Origin of the sequence: Clostridium pasteurianum BC1, from assembly GCF_000389635.1 — a bacterium.
Lineage (GTDB): Bacteria > Bacillota > Clostridia > Clostridiales > Clostridiaceae > Clostridium_I > Clostridium_I pasteurianum_A.
In genome coordinates this window covers 1,914,435-1,933,062 of sequence record NC_021182.1, presented here as the reverse complement: position 1 = coordinate 1,933,062, position 18,628 = coordinate 1,914,435, and the positions used below count along the sequence as shown (strand labels likewise).

Annotated in this window: 26 protein-coding genes; all 26 read right to left on the bottom strand. The window is 27.1% G+C overall.

All coding sequences use genetic code 11. From position 1 onward, the window contains the following. Positions 1-4: 4 nt before the first annotated feature. The 26 genes from CLOPA_RS08985 to CLOPA_RS23690 all read right to left on the bottom strand — a co-directional run bounded on the left by CLOPA_RS08985 (position 5) and on the right by CLOPA_RS23690 (position 18,447). A complete protein-coding gene (locus CLOPA_RS08985; protein ID WP_015615117.1) occupies positions 5-604 on the bottom strand; it encodes a head-tail connector protein in 600 nt (199 codons plus the stop codon). A 10-nt stretch (positions 605-614) separates the two neighbouring features. Continuing rightward, complete coding sequence (locus CLOPA_RS08980; RefSeq protein ID WP_015615116.1) at positions 615-932, bottom strand: hypothetical protein; 318 nt, start codon at positions 930-932, stop codon at positions 615-617. A 54-nt stretch (positions 933-986) separates the two neighbouring features. Continuing rightward, on the bottom strand, positions 987-2,102 hold the full coding sequence (locus CLOPA_RS08975; RefSeq protein WP_015615115.1) for a phage major capsid protein: 1,116 nt from the start codon (positions 2,100-2,102) through the stop codon (positions 987-989). Positions 2,103-2,104: 2 nt separating this feature from the next. Next, on the bottom strand, positions 2,105-3,013 hold the full coding sequence (locus tag CLOPA_RS08970; RefSeq protein ID WP_015615114.1) for an HK97 family phage prohead protease: 909 nt from the start codon (positions 3,011-3,013) through the stop codon (positions 2,105-2,107). 63 nt (positions 3,014-3,076) lie between these two features. Further along, entirely contained in the window at positions 3,077-5,221 is a 2,145-nt protein-coding gene (locus tag CLOPA_RS08965; protein ID WP_015615113.1) for a phage portal protein, read from the bottom strand. Between the two features lie 44 nt (positions 5,222-5,265). Then, complete coding sequence (locus CLOPA_RS08960; protein WP_015615112.1) at positions 5,266-5,535, bottom strand: hypothetical protein; 270 nt, start codon at positions 5,533-5,535, stop codon at positions 5,266-5,268. 42 nt (positions 5,536-5,577) lie between these two features. Next, the gene (locus CLOPA_RS08955) at positions 5,578-5,874 is read right to left on the bottom strand and encodes a hypothetical protein (protein ID WP_015615111.1); all 297 of its coding nucleotides are present in this window, start codon (positions 5,872-5,874) and stop codon (positions 5,578-5,580) included. 118 nt (positions 5,875-5,992) lie between these two features. Next, entirely contained in the window at positions 5,993-7,234 is a 1,242-nt protein-coding gene (locus CLOPA_RS08950) for a PBSX family phage terminase large subunit (protein ID WP_015615110.1), read from the bottom strand. 51 nt (positions 7,235-7,285) lie between these two features. Then, the gene (locus CLOPA_RS08945) at positions 7,286-7,855 is read right to left on the bottom strand and encodes a recombinase family protein (RefSeq protein ID WP_015615109.1); all 570 of its coding nucleotides are present in this window, start codon (positions 7,853-7,855) and stop codon (positions 7,286-7,288) included. A 185-nt stretch (positions 7,856-8,040) separates the two neighbouring features. Beyond that, complete coding sequence (locus CLOPA_RS08940; RefSeq protein ID WP_015615108.1) at positions 8,041-8,460, bottom strand: helix-turn-helix domain-containing protein; 420 nt, start codon at positions 8,458-8,460, stop codon at positions 8,041-8,043. 42 nt (positions 8,461-8,502) lie between these two features. Continuing rightward, positions 8,503-8,718 carry a hypothetical protein gene (locus CLOPA_RS08935; protein ID WP_015615107.1) on the bottom strand — a complete coding sequence of 72 codons (216 nt, stop codon included), beginning with the start codon at positions 8,716-8,718 and terminating at the stop codon, positions 8,503-8,505. Positions 8,719-8,782: 64 nt separating this feature from the next. Beyond that, positions 8,783-9,085, bottom strand: a complete 303-nt coding sequence (locus CLOPA_RS08930) for a hypothetical protein (RefSeq protein WP_015615106.1) — start codon at positions 9,083-9,085, stop codon at positions 8,783-8,785. 39 nt (positions 9,086-9,124) lie between these two features. After that, on the bottom strand, positions 9,125-9,526 hold the full coding sequence (locus tag CLOPA_RS08925) for a hypothetical protein (protein WP_015615105.1): 402 nt from the start codon (positions 9,524-9,526) through the stop codon (positions 9,125-9,127). 118 nt (positions 9,527-9,644) lie between these two features. Then, positions 9,645-9,818 (bottom strand): hypothetical protein, encoded by a 174-nt coding sequence (locus CLOPA_RS24985; protein WP_015615104.1) that lies wholly within the window; start codon positions 9,816-9,818, stop codon positions 9,645-9,647. Between the two features lie 91 nt (positions 9,819-9,909). Beyond that, positions 9,910-10,179 (bottom strand): hypothetical protein, encoded by a 270-nt coding sequence (locus CLOPA_RS08920; RefSeq protein ID WP_015615103.1) that lies wholly within the window; start codon positions 10,177-10,179, stop codon positions 9,910-9,912. A 129-nt stretch (positions 10,180-10,308) separates the two neighbouring features. Further along, positions 10,309-10,521: a hypothetical protein gene (locus CLOPA_RS08915; protein WP_242834286.1), complete on the bottom strand. Its 213-nt coding sequence runs from the start codon at positions 10,519-10,521 to the stop codon at positions 10,309-10,311. Between the two features lie 305 nt (positions 10,522-10,826). Then, positions 10,827-10,973: a hypothetical protein gene (locus tag CLOPA_RS24980; RefSeq protein ID WP_015615101.1), complete on the bottom strand. Its 147-nt coding sequence runs from the start codon at positions 10,971-10,973 to the stop codon at positions 10,827-10,829. A gap of 82 nt (positions 10,974-11,055) precedes the next feature. Next, a complete protein-coding gene (locus CLOPA_RS08910; RefSeq protein WP_015615100.1) occupies positions 11,056-11,835 on the bottom strand; it encodes a hypothetical protein in 780 nt (259 codons plus the stop codon). A gap of 100 nt (positions 11,836-11,935) precedes the next feature. Next, the gene (locus tag CLOPA_RS08905) at positions 11,936-12,757 is read right to left on the bottom strand and encodes a hypothetical protein (protein ID WP_015615099.1); all 822 of its coding nucleotides are present in this window, start codon (positions 12,755-12,757) and stop codon (positions 11,936-11,938) included. A 90-nt stretch (positions 12,758-12,847) separates the two neighbouring features. Next, positions 12,848-13,162: a hypothetical protein gene (locus tag CLOPA_RS08900; RefSeq protein ID WP_015615098.1), complete on the bottom strand. Its 315-nt coding sequence runs from the start codon at positions 13,160-13,162 to the stop codon at positions 12,848-12,850. A 269-nt stretch (positions 13,163-13,431) separates the two neighbouring features. Beyond that, positions 13,432-13,812 carry a hypothetical protein gene (locus CLOPA_RS08895; RefSeq protein ID WP_015615097.1) on the bottom strand — a complete coding sequence of 127 codons (381 nt, stop codon included), beginning with the start codon at positions 13,810-13,812 and terminating at the stop codon, positions 13,432-13,434. Between the two features lie 74 nt (positions 13,813-13,886). Continuing rightward, positions 13,887-14,393 (bottom strand): hypothetical protein, encoded by a 507-nt coding sequence (locus CLOPA_RS08890; RefSeq protein WP_015615096.1) that lies wholly within the window; start codon positions 14,391-14,393, stop codon positions 13,887-13,889. Position 14,394: 1 nt separating this feature from the next. After that, a complete protein-coding gene (locus CLOPA_RS08885) occupies positions 14,395-14,694 on the bottom strand; it encodes a hypothetical protein (RefSeq protein WP_015615095.1) in 300 nt (99 codons plus the stop codon). Between the two features lies 1 nt (position 14,695). Then, on the bottom strand, positions 14,696-15,043 hold the full coding sequence (locus CLOPA_RS08880) for a hypothetical protein (protein ID WP_015615094.1): 348 nt from the start codon (positions 15,041-15,043) through the stop codon (positions 14,696-14,698). Positions 15,044-15,189: 146 nt separating this feature from the next. Then, positions 15,190-16,284 carry a hypothetical protein gene (locus CLOPA_RS08875; RefSeq protein WP_015615093.1) on the bottom strand — a complete coding sequence of 365 codons (1,095 nt, stop codon included), beginning with the start codon at positions 16,282-16,284 and terminating at the stop codon, positions 15,190-15,192. A gap of 981 nt (positions 16,285-17,265) precedes the next feature. Then, positions 17,266-18,447, bottom strand: a complete 1,182-nt coding sequence (locus CLOPA_RS23690) for a hypothetical protein (protein WP_015615092.1) — start codon at positions 18,445-18,447, stop codon at positions 17,266-17,268. Positions 18,448-18,628: the final 181 nt, after the last annotated feature.

Genomic DNA, 18,628 nt, shown 5'->3' with positions numbered 1-18,628 from the left:
ACTATCACACCCTTACTTTCTTATATCTATCAAGCACTAGCTGAACATCGGCAGGTAGTGACTGGGCATTATTTTTATAATAAGTTTGTTGTACATATCCTTCTCTTTCCATCTCAAGACCAATTCTTCCTTCTCTGGAAATTGTATACTCTAATGCAACTAATTTTGTTGATGCTAACATTAGGTCACTTGGTATCTGGTCTTGTGTCCATCCTGCCGTATAGTCTACCTCAACATAGCTTTCTTCTTTCATGGCATACATAGTTCTACCACTCATAGTTACATACTTCATATCAATCATTTCTATATAGTTTGGATAAATTCTATAAGCTCCTGTCATATCGTCCTGTGTTAGTACAATATCTAATACATCATCACTACTTCTTCTAATTTGTTGTACACTAACAATTGGATAATTATAAACAAATACTTTATGATTGATCCTATGTTGTTCCGCTGTGTAAGTAGCTAATTCAAAATGTCTATGGCAATAATTTTCGATTAAATCCTGTATACTTCCTATTAGCAAAGTTAAAAATGAATCCTCTGAACCATCTGTAATTTGTAAATAACTTTTTACATTATCTAATGTTGTAAGTGACATATGTCATCACCTACTGACTTTTCTTTGGTGATTCTATTGCCGTACTTTCTAAACTAACTTCTTCTGCATATCCTGCTTCAATTATTTTATCTGCAACTCTATCTTTTTCAAATGCTGCTATATCATCTTCTCTGTAGTTTTGAAATGGTCTTATAAATTTTACAATTATCATTAAAAATCCCTCCAATTTATAATATAAATTCTGCTTTTTTTCTTCAATTAATTTTTCTGCTATAGTATCATCTATAGCAATAATGTCATTAGGTTTTAAATCAGTCATTGTACCAATCTCATCTCTAGGCACAAAAATTAATATTTTAATTTTCATAATTACCTCCAATTAAATAAAAGGGCTGAATTAATAACCCTTTATTATTATGTATTAAGCTAAGAAACCAGTTAATAATGCAAATGAAGCTGGAATAGATAATTTACCATCTATTCTTTCCCACATTTTTACTAAAGCTTCATGATTCTTGAATGCTTGGTCACTCTGAGTATTAATTTCACTACCCATTTCCATTTTATCAAAGAAATAGTAATATTCTAAGTTACCAAATACTGCTTCTGTACAAGTAGTCTTAGAGTTTACAGTAAGATTGCTTGGGAATATTGCAGAGAATTCATAAACAGGATATCCGTTAAATGAAGCTGGTACTCCAGCTTGAACATCTCCATTATCCCATAAATATCTACCTTGGTTATCCTTGAATAATTTCATCTGCCTAACTATAGAAGTATTAACGAAGTATGCTCCGCCATCTCTCCATGTAACATCTACATTGAATGGTAACTGTACAAGGTCATCACAAGTTAATACATTTGTTGTTCCAGCATTTGCACTTGCTACAGACACAATGCTTCCAGTATTAACTATTCCGGTAGGCTGATTAGTTCCTGTACCGGTCATAATTGATAAATTTTCTTGTTTTACAAATGCTTTAGCATACTGCTTTGCTAAATAATTATAAAGGTCTACAGGACTGTCAGATAATAAATCCCTGGAAATAGCAGTATAACCATCCAGTCTTGTTACAGAATAAGGTAATGAGCTAAATGTAGGTGATGTAGCTGTGATTGGATTAGTATCACTAGATTCATAAGATAAGCTTATACCTGTTGCACCTACTGGCCATGTTCCGTTCCTATAAGTTACTGGCACTACTGTACATAAATTTCTTAAAGCTCTTGGGTCTGCTTTTACTCTGTCTATAATGTCGGAATGAAACTCGGTTGGTAGTAATTCTAAACCACTACCAGAAGTATTACCTGATAAATCTTTAACTTTTCCACCACAATATTTTGCAACTTCTGCTCTGTTATTGTCCATTTTAGCTTGGAAAAATCTCATTGTTTTTTCATATTTATCCATTTCATCAATAGGTTTTTCATTGAATTTTAATTTTCTTACTACCTCTGTTAAACCTTTCTGTTCTAATACTGCCTTAGTTGTACTCTTTATTAAATCTTCATATTCTTTTTTAGTTAATTTTGCCATTATTATTTACCCCCTAAAATTTTATTAATATTTTCTTGTACTGCTTTGTTAATTTCTTCCTGTGTATATTCTTTTGTGTCCCCACCATCGTTGTCTCCGTCTGTTTCTTGTGTGTTAACCACATCTATTAAGCTTTTGATGGATTCAACATGGTCTGTTATACCTTTGCAAGCTTTTGTTAAGCAATCGCAAGTGGATTGACTTAGTTTTGCACCACTCTTCCCTTGTACTAATGCTTCTAAATCTTTAATTTTTGCATTTAAAGAATCAATTTCTTTTACCTTGTCCCCTAACTCTTCATTATGTTTGTCTTCTAATGTCTTAACCTCTGATTTAACTGCATTTGTAATTAATTCTTTTACTTCTTCAACTTTCATATTTTCAATTACCTCACTTCCATTATTTTTATTTTTATTTATTGCATCAAAAAGAGCCTTACTGATTTTTCCATCTGTAAAGGCTCGTTGGACACATTCGGGATTACACGGTATTGCTACCATAGATAATTCCAAAAGTTCAATTTTTTTATAAGTATAACCACCTTGGGAATTTGGTTCTGACTCAAGTGGAATAAATCCTACGGAACTTGCATTCATGAATTTGTTTTTATATAGATAAAACCATTCTTGACCGTTTGGTGTATCTGCAAATTGTATCTTAAATACTAATTGTGAACCAATTACTTGTACATCTAATGCCTTACCAATACAGGTTGATTTTTCATCTGACCCATAATTATGATTAGCTAGTATAATTGGATTTTTAAGATAATTGGTTAAATCAACACCAGACATTATTATCTTGTCTCCAACTCTATCATAATCTTCTGTACTACCAGTCATTTGAATTATTCTATTTGCTTCATCTAATACTTTTGTTTCAAGTACAAATTGTTTATTTTGTTTACTCAATAAAACCTCACCTCCCTTCCAAGACAATAAAAAAAGACGTTTAAACGTCTGCCTTCTTATTCTTTATTCAGTTTCATCTACTTTAACTACAGGCATCATACAGCACCTACAATTAATACTTTCTTCAGGTGGTAATTCACCATCTCCAGGGCATAAACAATCGTTTCCATTCAAATTAAAGTAATCATCTACTGCTATTGAATTAGATTCATCATAGTCCATACTGGCCTGTATGTGTGAGTCTCTTGTGTGAGAATCACCTACTGCAAGCCATGATTTACCATCTATAAGATTGCTATTTTGTTGATATGTAGATATAGTAGCTTGATTAATACTAGACATAACCTCTGTTTGAGCTATTGTTTCCGCTCTAGCTTCATCAAACTCTGGCATATTACTAATGGCATCACTAATATCTTTTATTGTGAAATTATCTTCTTCACTCTCATACATATCTTTAATAAGTTCAGCTACATTATCTTTAGTGGTTTGATTTACCCCTTTAATCTTCATAACCTTATTCTTTATTGCTCTAGTTACATTTGGGTCTTTATAATCAAACACAATATTGACATTATCTGTATTTCCCGCATCTTTTCTTAGTATATTACTATATCCCTTGAATTCGTTTACTACTGCATTACCACTAGTCTTAAATATCTTGGCATATAAAGGTGTAACAATTTGTGTTAATGTTTTATCCCACACTACTAAATCTACTGGATTCCTACTACCATCATTGAACTTCTTTATAACATCATCTTTCATAACTTTAAAATATTTAGTCATAGTATCCTGAAATTCATTCTCTAAAGGTTTTGACATCTTATCTCTTTCTTGAATCCTTGTTATATTACTCTTTTGTATTAACTGTTTTAATTTAGCTTTTGTAGATTTATTTGTTTTTCTTATACTTTTCTGCGGTAATTCTTCTGTAGTATCATTATTATCTGTAGCATCACTAGTTGGTACTGTTTGTTGTGTTACTGGTGGAGTTCCCATTGGCACTAAATTCATAGGATTATAGATTACATCACCATCAGATAATAGATCTAATTCTACATCATCCAATAATTTATTTAGTATTTTTCTACCTTCATTTACAGTAATCATTTTATTTGTCAGTTGACCAATCGTAGCAACTAAAAATTCCTTATTGGCTGGTACTGGGTCTGTAAATTGTAATTGTACATCATCTTCACCGAATAACTGAACATATTCATTATTGAGTTTATCCTGTATTCTACGTAACCTTGGCCTTATTACATGCTTTTGGAAACTATATTCTGCTGTTTCCATATTTGCTAGAGATGAAGTTTGATCTAATCCTAAGATAGATTTATTAACTCCAAATACACCTAAGATTTCATCCCTGGTTAATTGTCTTAAGTTATAAAAATCCATATCTTTATTATTCATGGTTAAATCTGTAAAACTAGCTTTGCTTCCTTCAATCATTGCAATAGAATGTGCTCTATCAACTGACATATGATTATCCCTAAACTGTTCTGTTAATCTGTCAAAACTTTCATCGTCCAAATCTTGTTCAACATTCAAAATACCAGATAACTTTGCTCCATTATAAAAGAAATTTCTATTATGTTCATTGGAATATTTATCAATTTCAAGAGAATTCCTACATCCTTGTGCTTGTCCTATACCTCCATATTGATTATAAGGGTCTGGATTATTAAAGAATATTACTTGATCTGGGGTAAATGGTATTTGGTCTGCTCCTGATTTATAAATATATCCCTTGATATAATCATTCCTATCAGGTACAATCCACATATCTAAAGGACTAACAGGCCATATTTCTCTATTTCGTCCTGCTTTATCTTTCTCTATTACCCAAAATGATTTTCCACATAAGGACATCCACATATCAGTGAGTTCCATAAGCTCATATCTACTTATATAAGGATTGGGATGATTTAATACTGCTAATGCTTGGCTTTGTTTTTCTGTTAATTCTTTATCTCCACTATATGCACTCCAATCAACATCTGCTATATTTTGTGATATCTTAGATACACAAGCATATAACCAATTACTACCATCTCCATATGTTCTCAAAAAATCTCCAGTAGTTAAATTTGGTGGTATATTTATTTGCTGAGAAGCATATCCATTGTATTTCTTTTGTTTTCCTTGCATTGAATTACTATGTATTTGTGTATTACCACTTTTTGTTCTAGGTCTATACATTTTTGTTCAAACTCTCACCTCCTAACTGTGATATTTAATGGTTATTAATTTGATAGCTCAATAACGTCATCTTCTTTTACAAACCATAGTTTGTCTAATCCATTTCCGAGTATATTGTTTATATCTTTAATTAAATAACCATCAATTTCAACTTTCCATATTTCACCACGTACTAAGAATTTTTCATCTTCTATTTCTATCGCACACATTACATCATCATGTAATTTATATCGTGGTTTAGGTTCTTCTTTCTTTTTAAACCCAGTAAATATATTACTAAAATAATCTTTTATCTTACTTAAAATATTCTTCATATAACTCTCCCTTCTACAAAATAGAGAATAGTTTATTTAATTTTATTTCTTGATAATTCCATTTTTGAAGTCTCTCTGATTGTGTTTTATTACTGCTTTTTTAATTGCATTTGTAAAATGATTTGCAATATATCTATCTACAATATTATCCATTTTAAATACTTCTTTATGTATTACATCTTTTACTTCTAATCCATTATCTAATATTATTTTTATAACCCACTGTTCTTTATCTTTGAGATTTTGATATATTTCAACCTTATCTACATTTATATCTTTAGTAATATCTATATCTTTAAGTTTATTTTGTACTTTTTCTGTAATCTCTGTATCAAACATATATTTACCTCCTAGTGCTAAATTAATTTTAATATAAATCCTAATATATTATTGATAACCTTTAATATGTTCTTTAATATATGCTCTTTAATTAAATTCATAATTACGACATCTCCTCTTATAAAAATCTAACTCTAACTTTATTTTTATTTAAGTCTTCACAGGAATACCTTAGAGCATCTAAAAGATGGTTATATTTGTCAATTGGTCTATTGATATATTCCCCAGTACTTTTATCCTTTTGCCATGTATAATTGCTAAGTTCTTCCACAATGTTTGTACAATTAGTATTAATAATTAACTGATATTGTTGTATAAATTGTATACCATTTATGATACTGTCCTTACCTTTACGTGCACCTTTAATCCTATATATTCCATCACGTTTTATTTCCTCAATAGACTTTTGTTCAGCTGAATCTGCTATAATAATTTCTTTAGAATATCCTTTAGATTTAATCATCTTTGCAAGTTCATTATTAAGTAAACCTTTTCGATAAAATTCATCAAAGATATACATTTTCTTTGCTTCTTTATCTACAAGTATTGCAACAAATGCTGACGGGTCATTGACGTATCCGAAATCCATTCCAAAGTATGCAGTTAATTTATTATTATTTTTAATTAATTCTTTCCAATCAAAGTTATCTATTTTCCAATTGTTGTAAACAAGTTTATCAAGTGTTGCAAACTGTCCAAGAGCATAGATTCTGTAATATGTTGGATTATCTTTTTCCATCTCCAATAAACTATTAACATATTCTTTTGGTAGGAACTTATTATCTTTATAAGTTGTATGTACTACTACTGTATTATCGTGATTATATCCATTCTCAAACCATTTAATATAAGTCCAATTTGCCTTACTGACTGGATTGAACATACAATATATTTGATTAAATTTGTTCTTACTCCTCAATCTCAAATTTAATTGTGAAAATTCATCTAAGTTTAACTCTGTACATTCTTCAATTATAATGTCATCTATATTTGCAATGGATTTTATCTTTTCAGAATCATCAAGACCTTTAAATATAAATTGGTTGCCATTTGGTAATTCTATAGTGAAAAAACTTTCTTTAATTGTACATTTATCATATATATGCCAGTCAGATAGTACACTTTTGAACAATGCAAATACTGAGTCTCTTAACGTTGCACCAACTTTTCTGATAACCAAACATTTTCTATTAGGAAACTTTAAATATTTAAGTATCATCTTCTGAATTACAAAATGACTTTTTCCAGAACCACTGCCCCCGTAGAAAACATTGAATCTATGTTCATAATCTTGTAAGTAAGGCATATATGCCTTGTTAAAAATCTTACTTGAAATTGTTATATTTATTGGTTGTGGCATATACACACCTACCTTTCTTTCTAATTTTGGGTATAAAAAAAGAAGATAAAATTAATTACCTTCTAAATCTTTCAATATTCTATATACTGTACTCCTACTTAATCCAGTTTGTTGTATTATATCTTTAATCTTATATCCTTCTTTACACATTAACTTCACTATATCAAACTTATCATTACGCTTATTAGGTCTGCCACCTTCTCGACCTCTTGCCTTTGCAGAAGCCAAACCTTCTTTAGTTCTTTGGCTTATTAAATCTCTTTCAAGTTGACTTAATCCTGCCATTACAGTTAATAGAAAACTATTATATGGATTATCTGCTGTAGTATCTAACCAAGTATCCTTAATACTTTTAATACTTGCACCTTTACTTTTTATATCTTCTATTATATTTAACAAGTCTTTTGTACTCCTACTTATTCTTGTTATATCAGCAACTATTACTATATCATTAGCTTTTAATTCGTCAATCATCTTATCTAATTGTTCTCTATATCTTTTAGTACCTGTTATTTTTTCTTGGTAGATATTTCTTTCATCAACTCCATATTTAGTAAGAGCATCTATTTGTCTATCTAAATTCTGTTCTTCAGTGCTTACCCTTGCATATCCAACTAACATATTATCACGTTCCTTTTACTATTTATTTTCTAATATAAATATACCATAAACGTTCCATAATGTAAATAGTTTTCGATACGTTTTATGAAACATTTTTATTAGCTAGAAACGTGATAAAATCAATCATGATGAATGTATTCCATAAATCAACGTTTATGAAACAATAAAAGATATGTTTTAATTAGTTATTCTTCTTCATTATTGTCTTCATCGTATGGATAATCTTCTAATGTAACGTTAATATTATTGCCATCCTTAGTAGTCAAGTCAATCATAGTAGTTGCCTTACCGTCCATCTTCTCAACGAGCCACTGATTAGCAGATAATGCAGTCCTTTTATCATCATCTTGACGTGCTAATTTATCAATATTCTTTAAATACTCAACATATCTACCTTTAATGAAGTTCTTTCCTGTGGTTTCGATTTCTTGCTTGTACTTCTCTATTTTATCTTTTATATCATCTCTTTTTAGCCATAAATATGGTGTACTTCTATCAACTCCGAATTCTATAGCAATATCTACTATTTTTAGGCCAGTACAATACATTTGTACAAATTTATCCTGAAGTAATTCATTACCAATTACTTTATCATTTTTAGCCATTTGTATTCACCTCCTATCTCAACATCCAACATTAATTATCAATTAAATCCTACACAAATTTTTCATTATACTTTTTTCCTTATCTGAAGCACTATGATAAATTAATTCATAGTAAGCGTCTAAATTTTTCAATACCTTAGCATTAAATACATCTTCATTAATTGCTCCAAGCCTAACAAGCATATCTATTAAAGTATTTTGCTTAATTAGTAACGCAGTTACCTGCAATTGTTCCATATTTATATTTTCATCTTCCATTACTTATCACCTTCTTTTACTTTGACTTTGACTATTTTTGACTTTCAATAAAAAATATATATTATTATTCTATTTCTCCAATCCATTCATTTGATACATCATCACATAAGCATATAATTTCAAGATTATTATAATAATTCTCATCATATATAGGTCTTAAAGATTCCTTTAATCTATCTGCAAATATATCACCAAACTTTTTTCTTTCTTTCTCAATTTGTTTATTAATTTTTATAATATCATCATCTACTACCTTTCTAAATTCTAACTTTGCTGACTCTAATGCTTCTCTCTCATCTTTAGCAATTACTAATACATTAACATCTACAAAACCAGTAAAACCGTTTTTAACTTTAAATAATTTCATAATTCCTCCAATCAAAAAAGAATCTTATTTCTAAGATTCCTAATCAATAAATTTCCCTTGTTTATTAGCTGTTAGCCACTTTTTAGTCATATAAAAAATATCACTAAAAACAATAGCAACAGCTATAACAATTATTATTATAAGTAATATACCACTTTTAAATGTTGATACATCTATAATAGCTAAAACAAAAAACCATAGTAAACATTTCTTAATTAAGTTTTTAACTATTTCGATGCAAACAACTCTATTATATTTACTTAATAACTTTTTATCTAATTTAATTTCGTCTTCTATGTATTGCTGCTTCGTGCCACCTAAATCCCGTGTTATTCTCTTCCAACTCTTTTGCTTACGATATGTTATTCCGTTCTTATCATTCTTAGATAATTTGATACGTTTATTCTTGGCTATTGGGGATAATTTTCTCAATGATAACATAAATATCACCTCTTTGCAGGAATATTATACCATAATATTTAATATTTATATACCAAAAAATGATATTAGAATAAAACTTTATAAAATTCCAAAATAAAAAGAGCCTTAATCCAGACTCTCAACTAAAATATTTTATTCCATATTTTTTTCTTATCACAGCTCTTATTATTGAGATAGATACAAAAATAGCTAATAATATTCCTCTTATTAAATTAGAGTGTAAAGACACAATAAATACAAAAAATGGTATAAGTAATAACTTTAAAAAAGTATCTACTTCTTCAAACTTCATAATCATCACCTTCTTATTGTGGTAAAAAAGAGTTGTTTATAAATAATCTCTACTTAGGCTAATTTGTACTTTATATCTATATTCTGCAACATTAAGTGAAATTCCTTTTTATATTTTGCACTTTTTCAACAATATAAATTTTTTCTTCATTACTTGGTACAACTTTATCCTTAATTGAACTGCTCTCAACATATCCTTTTATAATTTTAGTTACTTTATATTTCAAATCATTTTTAACAAATTCTACTGCATCTTTAGACATAATCTTAACTCTATTAAACGCAATAAAAAGCTTTATTTGACGTGATGTATAGACTTTATTTACTATTAATTCTTTTGGAATTTCGTTTTCAGATGTCATATTGGCACTTCCTTCCATAGAATATTTTACTATAATATTCTATAAAAAGTCATAATATCCTTTAATTGTTGAATCAAATTAATATAAAAGTAACAATTTTTAAGAACTCTATTAAGAGTTCTTAAAAATTTATTTATGTTCTTGTTGATATCGTTTTTTTAAGCATTGTGCACTGGAACGAAATTTACATCCGTTTTTAATGAATCCACCATTTATAATTTTATCTTTAAATTCTGAGCATTCTTTAACAGTAGTATTTTTGCCTCCTAAAATAACAGGTTTATCAAAAAATTCTATTTCTTTCTTAGCTAACTCACAATACATACTTAACACTCCAATCATAAATTTATATTTTATACTATATACTTCTACAATTGGATTAATTATCCCTTTATTTTTCAAAATATTTATATTTATTTCCCTTGGTATAATTTACCGATAGATATTACATTTAACTTTTAATATAATAGAATATAACAATAGAGAATCCTTTCAATTTAAATATATCTATTGTTGCTACAAGGGATTATGAGTAGTAAGTTAAAACTATTAGTTTAGTTTTACAAGATTAAAGGATAGATTTCTTTAATCTTGTTTTTTACTTCCATCTTTTACTTTAACTTTCTTTGACTTTCAAAAAAAATATATTAATTCTCTAGTTCTTTCTTAATAGCTTTAATGCACCTAGCGATTACTATTGCTTTAGTTTCTATATGCACATCTAAACTATTTATATTTAATGCATCATGTTTTATTATAATATCCATTATTTCTTTTATATCTTGTTTCATCATAACTTATACCTCCTATATATTACAATACAATAAAAAAGAATCCACATATTATTGTAGATTCTCAATTTAGCTATTTTAACTATTATTTTATATTAGTTAATAGTAGAGTTAATAATGGTATTAATGGAGTAAACAAAGTCATATGATTAGCAGCACTCTCAATAAATTTATTATATTTATCTAATAATGATTTTTTACCATTATTATCTTTCATTTCATTAATACATTGTATTACTCTATTCTTTTCTTCATCATTATTTATTAAGTTAGCAGTATTTAATAATTTATTAAATAGTTCATTAATATTTATATCTTGTTTTATATTTTCTCCTATTGCCAAATTAGAATTATTGCTTACAGAAACATTACTAATATTATAAATATTGAGTCTACTACTATCAACCATATCTTTCCCAGTTACTTCATCTTCAATTAAATCTTGAATTTTTATTAATAGCTCTCTTAAACATGGTCTTAATATATTATTATTCCAACATTTTATATTACCATTATAAGTATCCATTTTAAAAACCATATGTGTAAAATTCAATATATTAAAATCATTATATAAAACTTCTTGTAATCTTTGTAAAACATAAGCTATTTCTAATTCAATATCTTCAGGAATATTAAATTCAATCCAATCATTAATATTCTCCTGATATTCGATTTCATTAAAATTAATTTCTACATTGAAGTATGGATTGGTTATGGTATTTAAAACATTATTATCTTTTAATATTTTTATTAATCTTTTCAAATTTATATCATAAATATAAATTGAATCACAATTAAATATATCATCAATAATATTTTCTAAATCTCTTTTTGCTCTTAATATTTCTTTATTAGAAAACTCCACTAAATTCATCCTCCCATAATTTTACTTACAGGATAATTATAGCACAACATATAGTATATTGAACATATGTTTCCACTATATTTATATAAAATAGGCTCTATTAAAGATTTTCTTGATAATTATTTTTAATTAATTCTAAAACCGTACTCAAATACCCACTTATTTTTAATATATTATGTCTACTTTTTTCATATTTTAAATTATTATCTTCAATAAATCTTACTTCATTCCAAATATCTAGATAAATATTTTTAAGAAAAGTTTTACTAATAGTAGAATTAATTTCTTTTATATTATTCTTATCATCAATTCCATCTGCAAGACCTAAAACTAATGCTAATCTATAATTAATATTGTTAAATAATATATTTAAATCTTTATACTTTTTAGCTATTAAGAGACTATTAAGTTCATTTAAAAAATCTAGAAAATCTTCATTTTTATAATTTATTTGTGCTTGTTTTTTGTATGCTGCATATTCATCCCAAAATGAATATGCAAATTCATAAAATATATTACTATTGTTTTTATAATCTTTATTTATTAAGTATCTATCATAATAATGTAAACCATGTACAAATTCATGATATATTGTAAGAAATAAATAATTATAAAAACCATTCATTTTTTCTCCATTATTATAATTATCTACATCATGCAATCCAGCAATCACTAAATTAGGATTTATAATAATTATTATTTCATCTAAGTTATTTATAGTTTTCCCCATAATTTCTGTGAAATCTCTAGACTTTGAAGTTATATCAATTTCATGAATTTTTTCAGTAAAGTCACTTGGAACTATGATACTATTAATAATGTTTTCTATATTTTTATCATAAAAATTTTTAATTACATCATAAATTATTTTTTTTATTAACTCAAAATATGGTTCTAATTTTCCTTCAATGATTATTTCCATAATCCCATCTCCCTAAATATTGTATTTTAATCTACTATTCTACAACATTAGGTAAGAATCCTTTATTTATTAAAAATAAAAAGAACCCTGTTAAGAGTTCTTAGTAAATGATGAAATTGTTTTGTGTATAATTTCATCAGCTGAAATTATTATATTTTCGTTATCGTATAATAGTTTCACATTAGGGACATCAATTTGTATTTTTTCATCAAACCACAAAGTCAATGTAACTGTTTTATCATTAACTAATTCTTTGACTTTTTTAGCAATATTGTATATCACAACACTATAAAAATTCAGTTTGTTAGCCAATACATTTAATTTTAAATCTACTAATACATGATCTATTGGCGGAATTGGTTGTATCTCTTTACCAGTTATTATTATTGATTTATAAACTGCCATATTCAACACCTACCTTTCACCATATTTTCTATATACTTCTATATGTGAAAGATAAAGTCCTTTATTTGTCGAATAAAACCATCCAAAAAATAAAAAAGACACCAGTAGCTTTCACTGATGTTAAATTAAATTATATGAGATTGATCGGATTATTTCCATGTCTATATTATATTATCAATATAATATTAAGATTCCATTTCTAAATTGTATCTATTGCTTTAAGTTTAAGTTAATATAATTTAACATTAGTAAAAACACCAGCATTTTAATCAGAGATTATTTTTTATATATTGTATTTTTTTATCATAATATTCTTTTATTTTATCTATTTCTTCTTCTGATATAGGTATAAATCCATACAAATAGTGTGAATTATCATCATTTAAACTTTTATATTCATATATAATATAATCTATAGCTGAGCCTATTTCATTTTCCCAAAAACTTAAATTAAAATGCTTATTACAACAATATTTATTCTTTTTTGCATTATATTCTTCTTCTTTTTCCTTAAATTTCTCAATAAATAAAGTATTAAAAATTTTATTTGCATCTGATATATCTTTATAGATATAAAAATTAGTCCAATCTATATTTTTAATATTAAATACATTTTTACAGAAATCACAATTTTTAAAATCATATTTCATATTAACACTTCCTTTTATAGAATATTTATAACTAATTTCTATAATTAGAGCAAATTGTCCTTCTTTTTGTCGAATTATTTATTTTTCTGTGCTTCCATTATCTTATCAATTATTGCCTTTTCCTTCTCTAGTAGCCTAATTACCTCATTATCAATGTCGTACATCCTATCTTTTGTCTTAATTTGATACTCAACATTTCTATTGTCAACAGCCCTGACATGTTCTAGTCTTTCATCTGCTAATTCCTTTTCTAGTTCTAATAATTCTCTCTTTATATTATCTAATCTGCTATATAAATTTTCTAGTTCTTTCAAGTTATCGTCCTCCTTGTCCATTTCATCCCATTCAGTTTCATCTCGCCATTCATCATCTTTGGTAATCACTGTTTTATTTTTACTAACAATATTTCTTAGTTCTTCTTGGTCAATTTCCCTGAGCCATTGCTCCCACATCTTTTTAGATTCTTCTAAAGTCTTATATTTCTTAATTAACTTCTTACCGTTTACTTTAGATTTTTCAGAAGGTAAACTATGTGCTTCTTCCAATATTTCCTTAGCATCTTCGCCACGTATTGTATCCATATTAATCTCCTATTAATTCCATTAGTCTCTCAATATCTTTACCATCCATAAAGTCCGAACAAATTTTATCTATTTCTAATGTTAAATCTGCTACATTAATAATAACATCCGTATGACAATTAATATAGATATAATTTTCCCACTCCAATACACCATCCTGGAACAAAGTATCTATTGATTCGATACTATCGACATCCCAGTCATAACTGTCCATCAGATAATCTCTAAAATCATCATATAAGAGTAAATAGCTCACTGAATTATCTGTTGTATTTGTATATATAAAATTGTAAATTCCCATATTATTCTTCCTCCAAATCATCATTAATAATCTTCTCGAATATGCTACAATACTGCTCGTCTCCAACATATTCTAGTACCTCATTTGAACTTATCATGTAACTATCTGACCAAACGAACATTCCATTGAGCCAGAAAATACTATTCTTGCACTTCTCATTTAACTCTTCATTATTATTAATATCTTTTCTACTACAAGTAATCAGTTCTATAGCACTATCAATTGAGTCCTGTCCTACGCTATTTATATAATTTAATAAATCTTCACCTCTTAGTTTACTTAGATGTGAAATACTATCCTGAAAAGTATCTATGCAAAATTTATATTCCTTTTTATTTAAATGTATCATAAATAATTATTCCTCCCAAAATATGTATAAGGGTAACAAAATTGTGTTACCTTCAATAATTTCAATATGTGTTAATTCCTCGTTGGAACCCAGTGGGCCACAACGAGGATATGTATAATCTGCGTACCTAATACGCTATGTATAATTTATTTATTTCTAATAAAGAAACTAATCTTACCTTCTTGCCATGTATCAGCGACACCAACTCTCTGACTATGTATAGATTCAACAATATTATCATCAACTTCATATATGTTATTAAATATCATATCTATAAAACTCTTATCAAGATTCCTTATGTCAATGTCAGGCTTGGCTACATAATTAATAAATAATTCTATAGGTTTATCGAAATCTACATCTTCCCAGTAATCAATTTCCGGAACATTGTCATATGGAAAATATTTAATCCACATTTTATATGCTTCAGATTTATATACATTCTCATCACAATATTTGTACATATAATTATTACTAAATCCATGTACATCAAGTGTCACAAATTCATAATCTACAGGATAATTAGGTATACTCTCCAACTGCTCCTGTAATTGTTTTATTTTCTTAGTTTGTGCCGTCTTGTCTCCACCATTTTTCTTATTGGATAATTTAGTTATATCTGTTTTAATATCACTTATAACTTCTTGCATTCCAATAATTTCACTAGGCTTTAATTCTAATAAGCTATTATTAATTCTCTTTTCTAAAGCACTAACAATAATATTACATAATTTAACTCTATCTTTATTATTAAGTCTCTTGGCTTTTCTCTCAGCCTTAGACAATTTATCAAATTCTTTATAATCTTCAATTATATTATTACTTTTTGTAAATGTTTTTCTAATTCTATATTTACCATACTTTTTCTCAAAATCTATAGCTGCATTTTCTGCATGGTTCAATATGACTACACCTTTTGTTCTTAAGTCTACTAATACTTGTCCTACCCATAACATGAAGTTTGTTGCTTGTTTATTATTTGCTTTACCAATAAGTGGATACATTATGTATTCTGGTATGAAATCACCCTTTCCACACTTCTGTGGAAATTGTAATTCACTTAAATATCCATTAACTCTATCCCACATTAAATATTCTTTGTTATTTTTTATTCTTGTCCAACCACAAAATCTAGCTACAGAATCAATTTGTACCTCACTAACTCCTGTTTCATTATTAATTCTAAAAGTTACCTCTTGTCCATTAAATTCTTTTGTTAATACGTTATTGTTCTTTGTCATATTAATATATTCCCCCTAAGAATATTAGAGAGCCTTTCACCTCTCAATGTCCTCACTGTCTCTAAAGCATCTCACCTTTAGATTTTGGTAACCGAAAATTTGGCCACCAATTCACTGTAATTAATAGGGAGAATATAATGCTGTCATCTCGACATGATATATTCTTAATTGCCTTATTTGATAACCCAGTTAGGCTTCTGAAAAATATTTACTTGATTCAATTACCATGTAATAGTAACTTAATTAAATAAATATAAGTAAATCCTTGACATTTACAATTGAATGATATATAGTAATATTAGATTATTTGTAAATATGATTAATGTAAAAATAATATAAGTCGTAGGATTTATAGTTCTGAATCTATACCTCCCACATAACTCAAATTGTCATATGTATTTTACTCATGAAAACCAGGTAAACCACAAGTACAAATATAGGTAGTACGCACAGATAAGCATGTATGGCAAATCTTAGTACACTTTTCTTCTCACTCTATAAATGTTTTTCTTTGCATTTGTTGGCTAGCCTAATACAAAGCACTACGGTATCTATATTACGTTCCCCAGTTTTTTGAACGGAACGCTATTTACTTCAAAATCAATAAGTTTTTCAATAAATTTATTGAAAAACTTATCATAAACCTATTGCATTATAATATTATTCATGTTATAATTAATTGAATAATTATAAGTTTATTTAGTAAAAAATAATAAATAGATGACACCCATATAGAGCATCATCTGAAAGAAGGAAAAATATTATTATGAAAATGAATTATTATAATAGGAAGAGCATATTACTGCTCCCCCGTAACATGATAACAAACTAGTATAATCACGTCCTGATAGAGCTAGTCTAAACTTATTCTTCTCTACCTATATAGGTGTTATAGATGGCTCAACCAAGCCGTTTATAAGGCATTATCATGCAACTTTTTGATATTTTTTTGTACAAGTTACTCTATCAAGTGGATATTTACTAGAAATCCAAATTATCATCATCTGGAATAATAGCATTTAATGGATACTCAGGGAACATTTTATGAATTAATTCATTTTTTCTATCATTGTTATCTTTATCTTTCTGCTCCTGCATCTTCTCATGTTCAAAATAATCTCCAAATATATCATAATCATCATCATCTAAATTATTATCTGCTATACAATTATCTATTGCTTTTGTTATATCTTCATCGGGAATATCTTCTTCACTACCCAAATCTTCTTCAATTGGCTGTACTTCTTCTATTATTGGCTCTGGTTTATTTAATCCTAAATGTTTTTTAGGTTTAGATTTTTTCTCATTAATCTTAAATTCTAATTCTTTCTTTTCTGCTTCAGTCTTTGCTAACATTTCTTTCAACTTAGCAATTTCATTATCCTTAGCAGTATCAATTTTCTTTTTTGTATTATCAATCTTTTTGCTAACACTACGTCTTTTATTAGATATTTTCTTATCAGTGTGTATAAGGTTAAATTTACTAATTTCTTCACCTAATTGAAACTCAAAATTCTTTTTATTGTCTGGATTACCAACATATGTTTTAGTGTAGTGTTTTTCAGGTGTTAAATAATCGTTATTATATAATATTAATCCTAAATCTTGTAATATTTTAAAATATTTAGATATTGTATCACTTGCAAAACCACATTTTTTACATGAAGATTGAGAAATATATCCAAATTCTGATTGATTAGATATAACTCTTAAACAAGCAATATATAATCTAGCAATTTTAAATTTACTAATATTACTCTGTATTTTTGGTATACTTTCAAATAAATTATCTAATGCAGAATCATAAATTTGAAAGAATTCACTTTCAGGTAAATCAAATCCAACATAAAAATTAGTTTTATTATCAATATCACCAAAATCAACTTCATTAAAATTTTTGTCTCTAATAGCTATGTATTCTTTTTTAATTAAACCTATAATCGATTTTCTAATAGTATCAATAACACGACTATTATTATGTTGAATATATAAATAATCACATAACATGATAATTGAACAAATACCAAATCCTTTAATAGTAAAATAATTTCTTTGCAAAAGACAATATATAACTAGTTCCTCATTGGTTATAGAAGGGTTTAAGAATAAATTATTGGCAACAACAGAATTAGAATTACACAAATTAATACCAATATTTAACATAAATACATTACTTCCTTTCTCAATATAAACTTAAATTTTATTTGTAAGAGAATAATACACTAAAAGAAAAAGAACAAAATATTCTATTATGCTTTCAGAAAATCAAGACACGATAGTGGATTGTTTTTCGAAACATTAATTCTCTTTATTATTATTTTCTCTTTATTACTATATGTTCTCT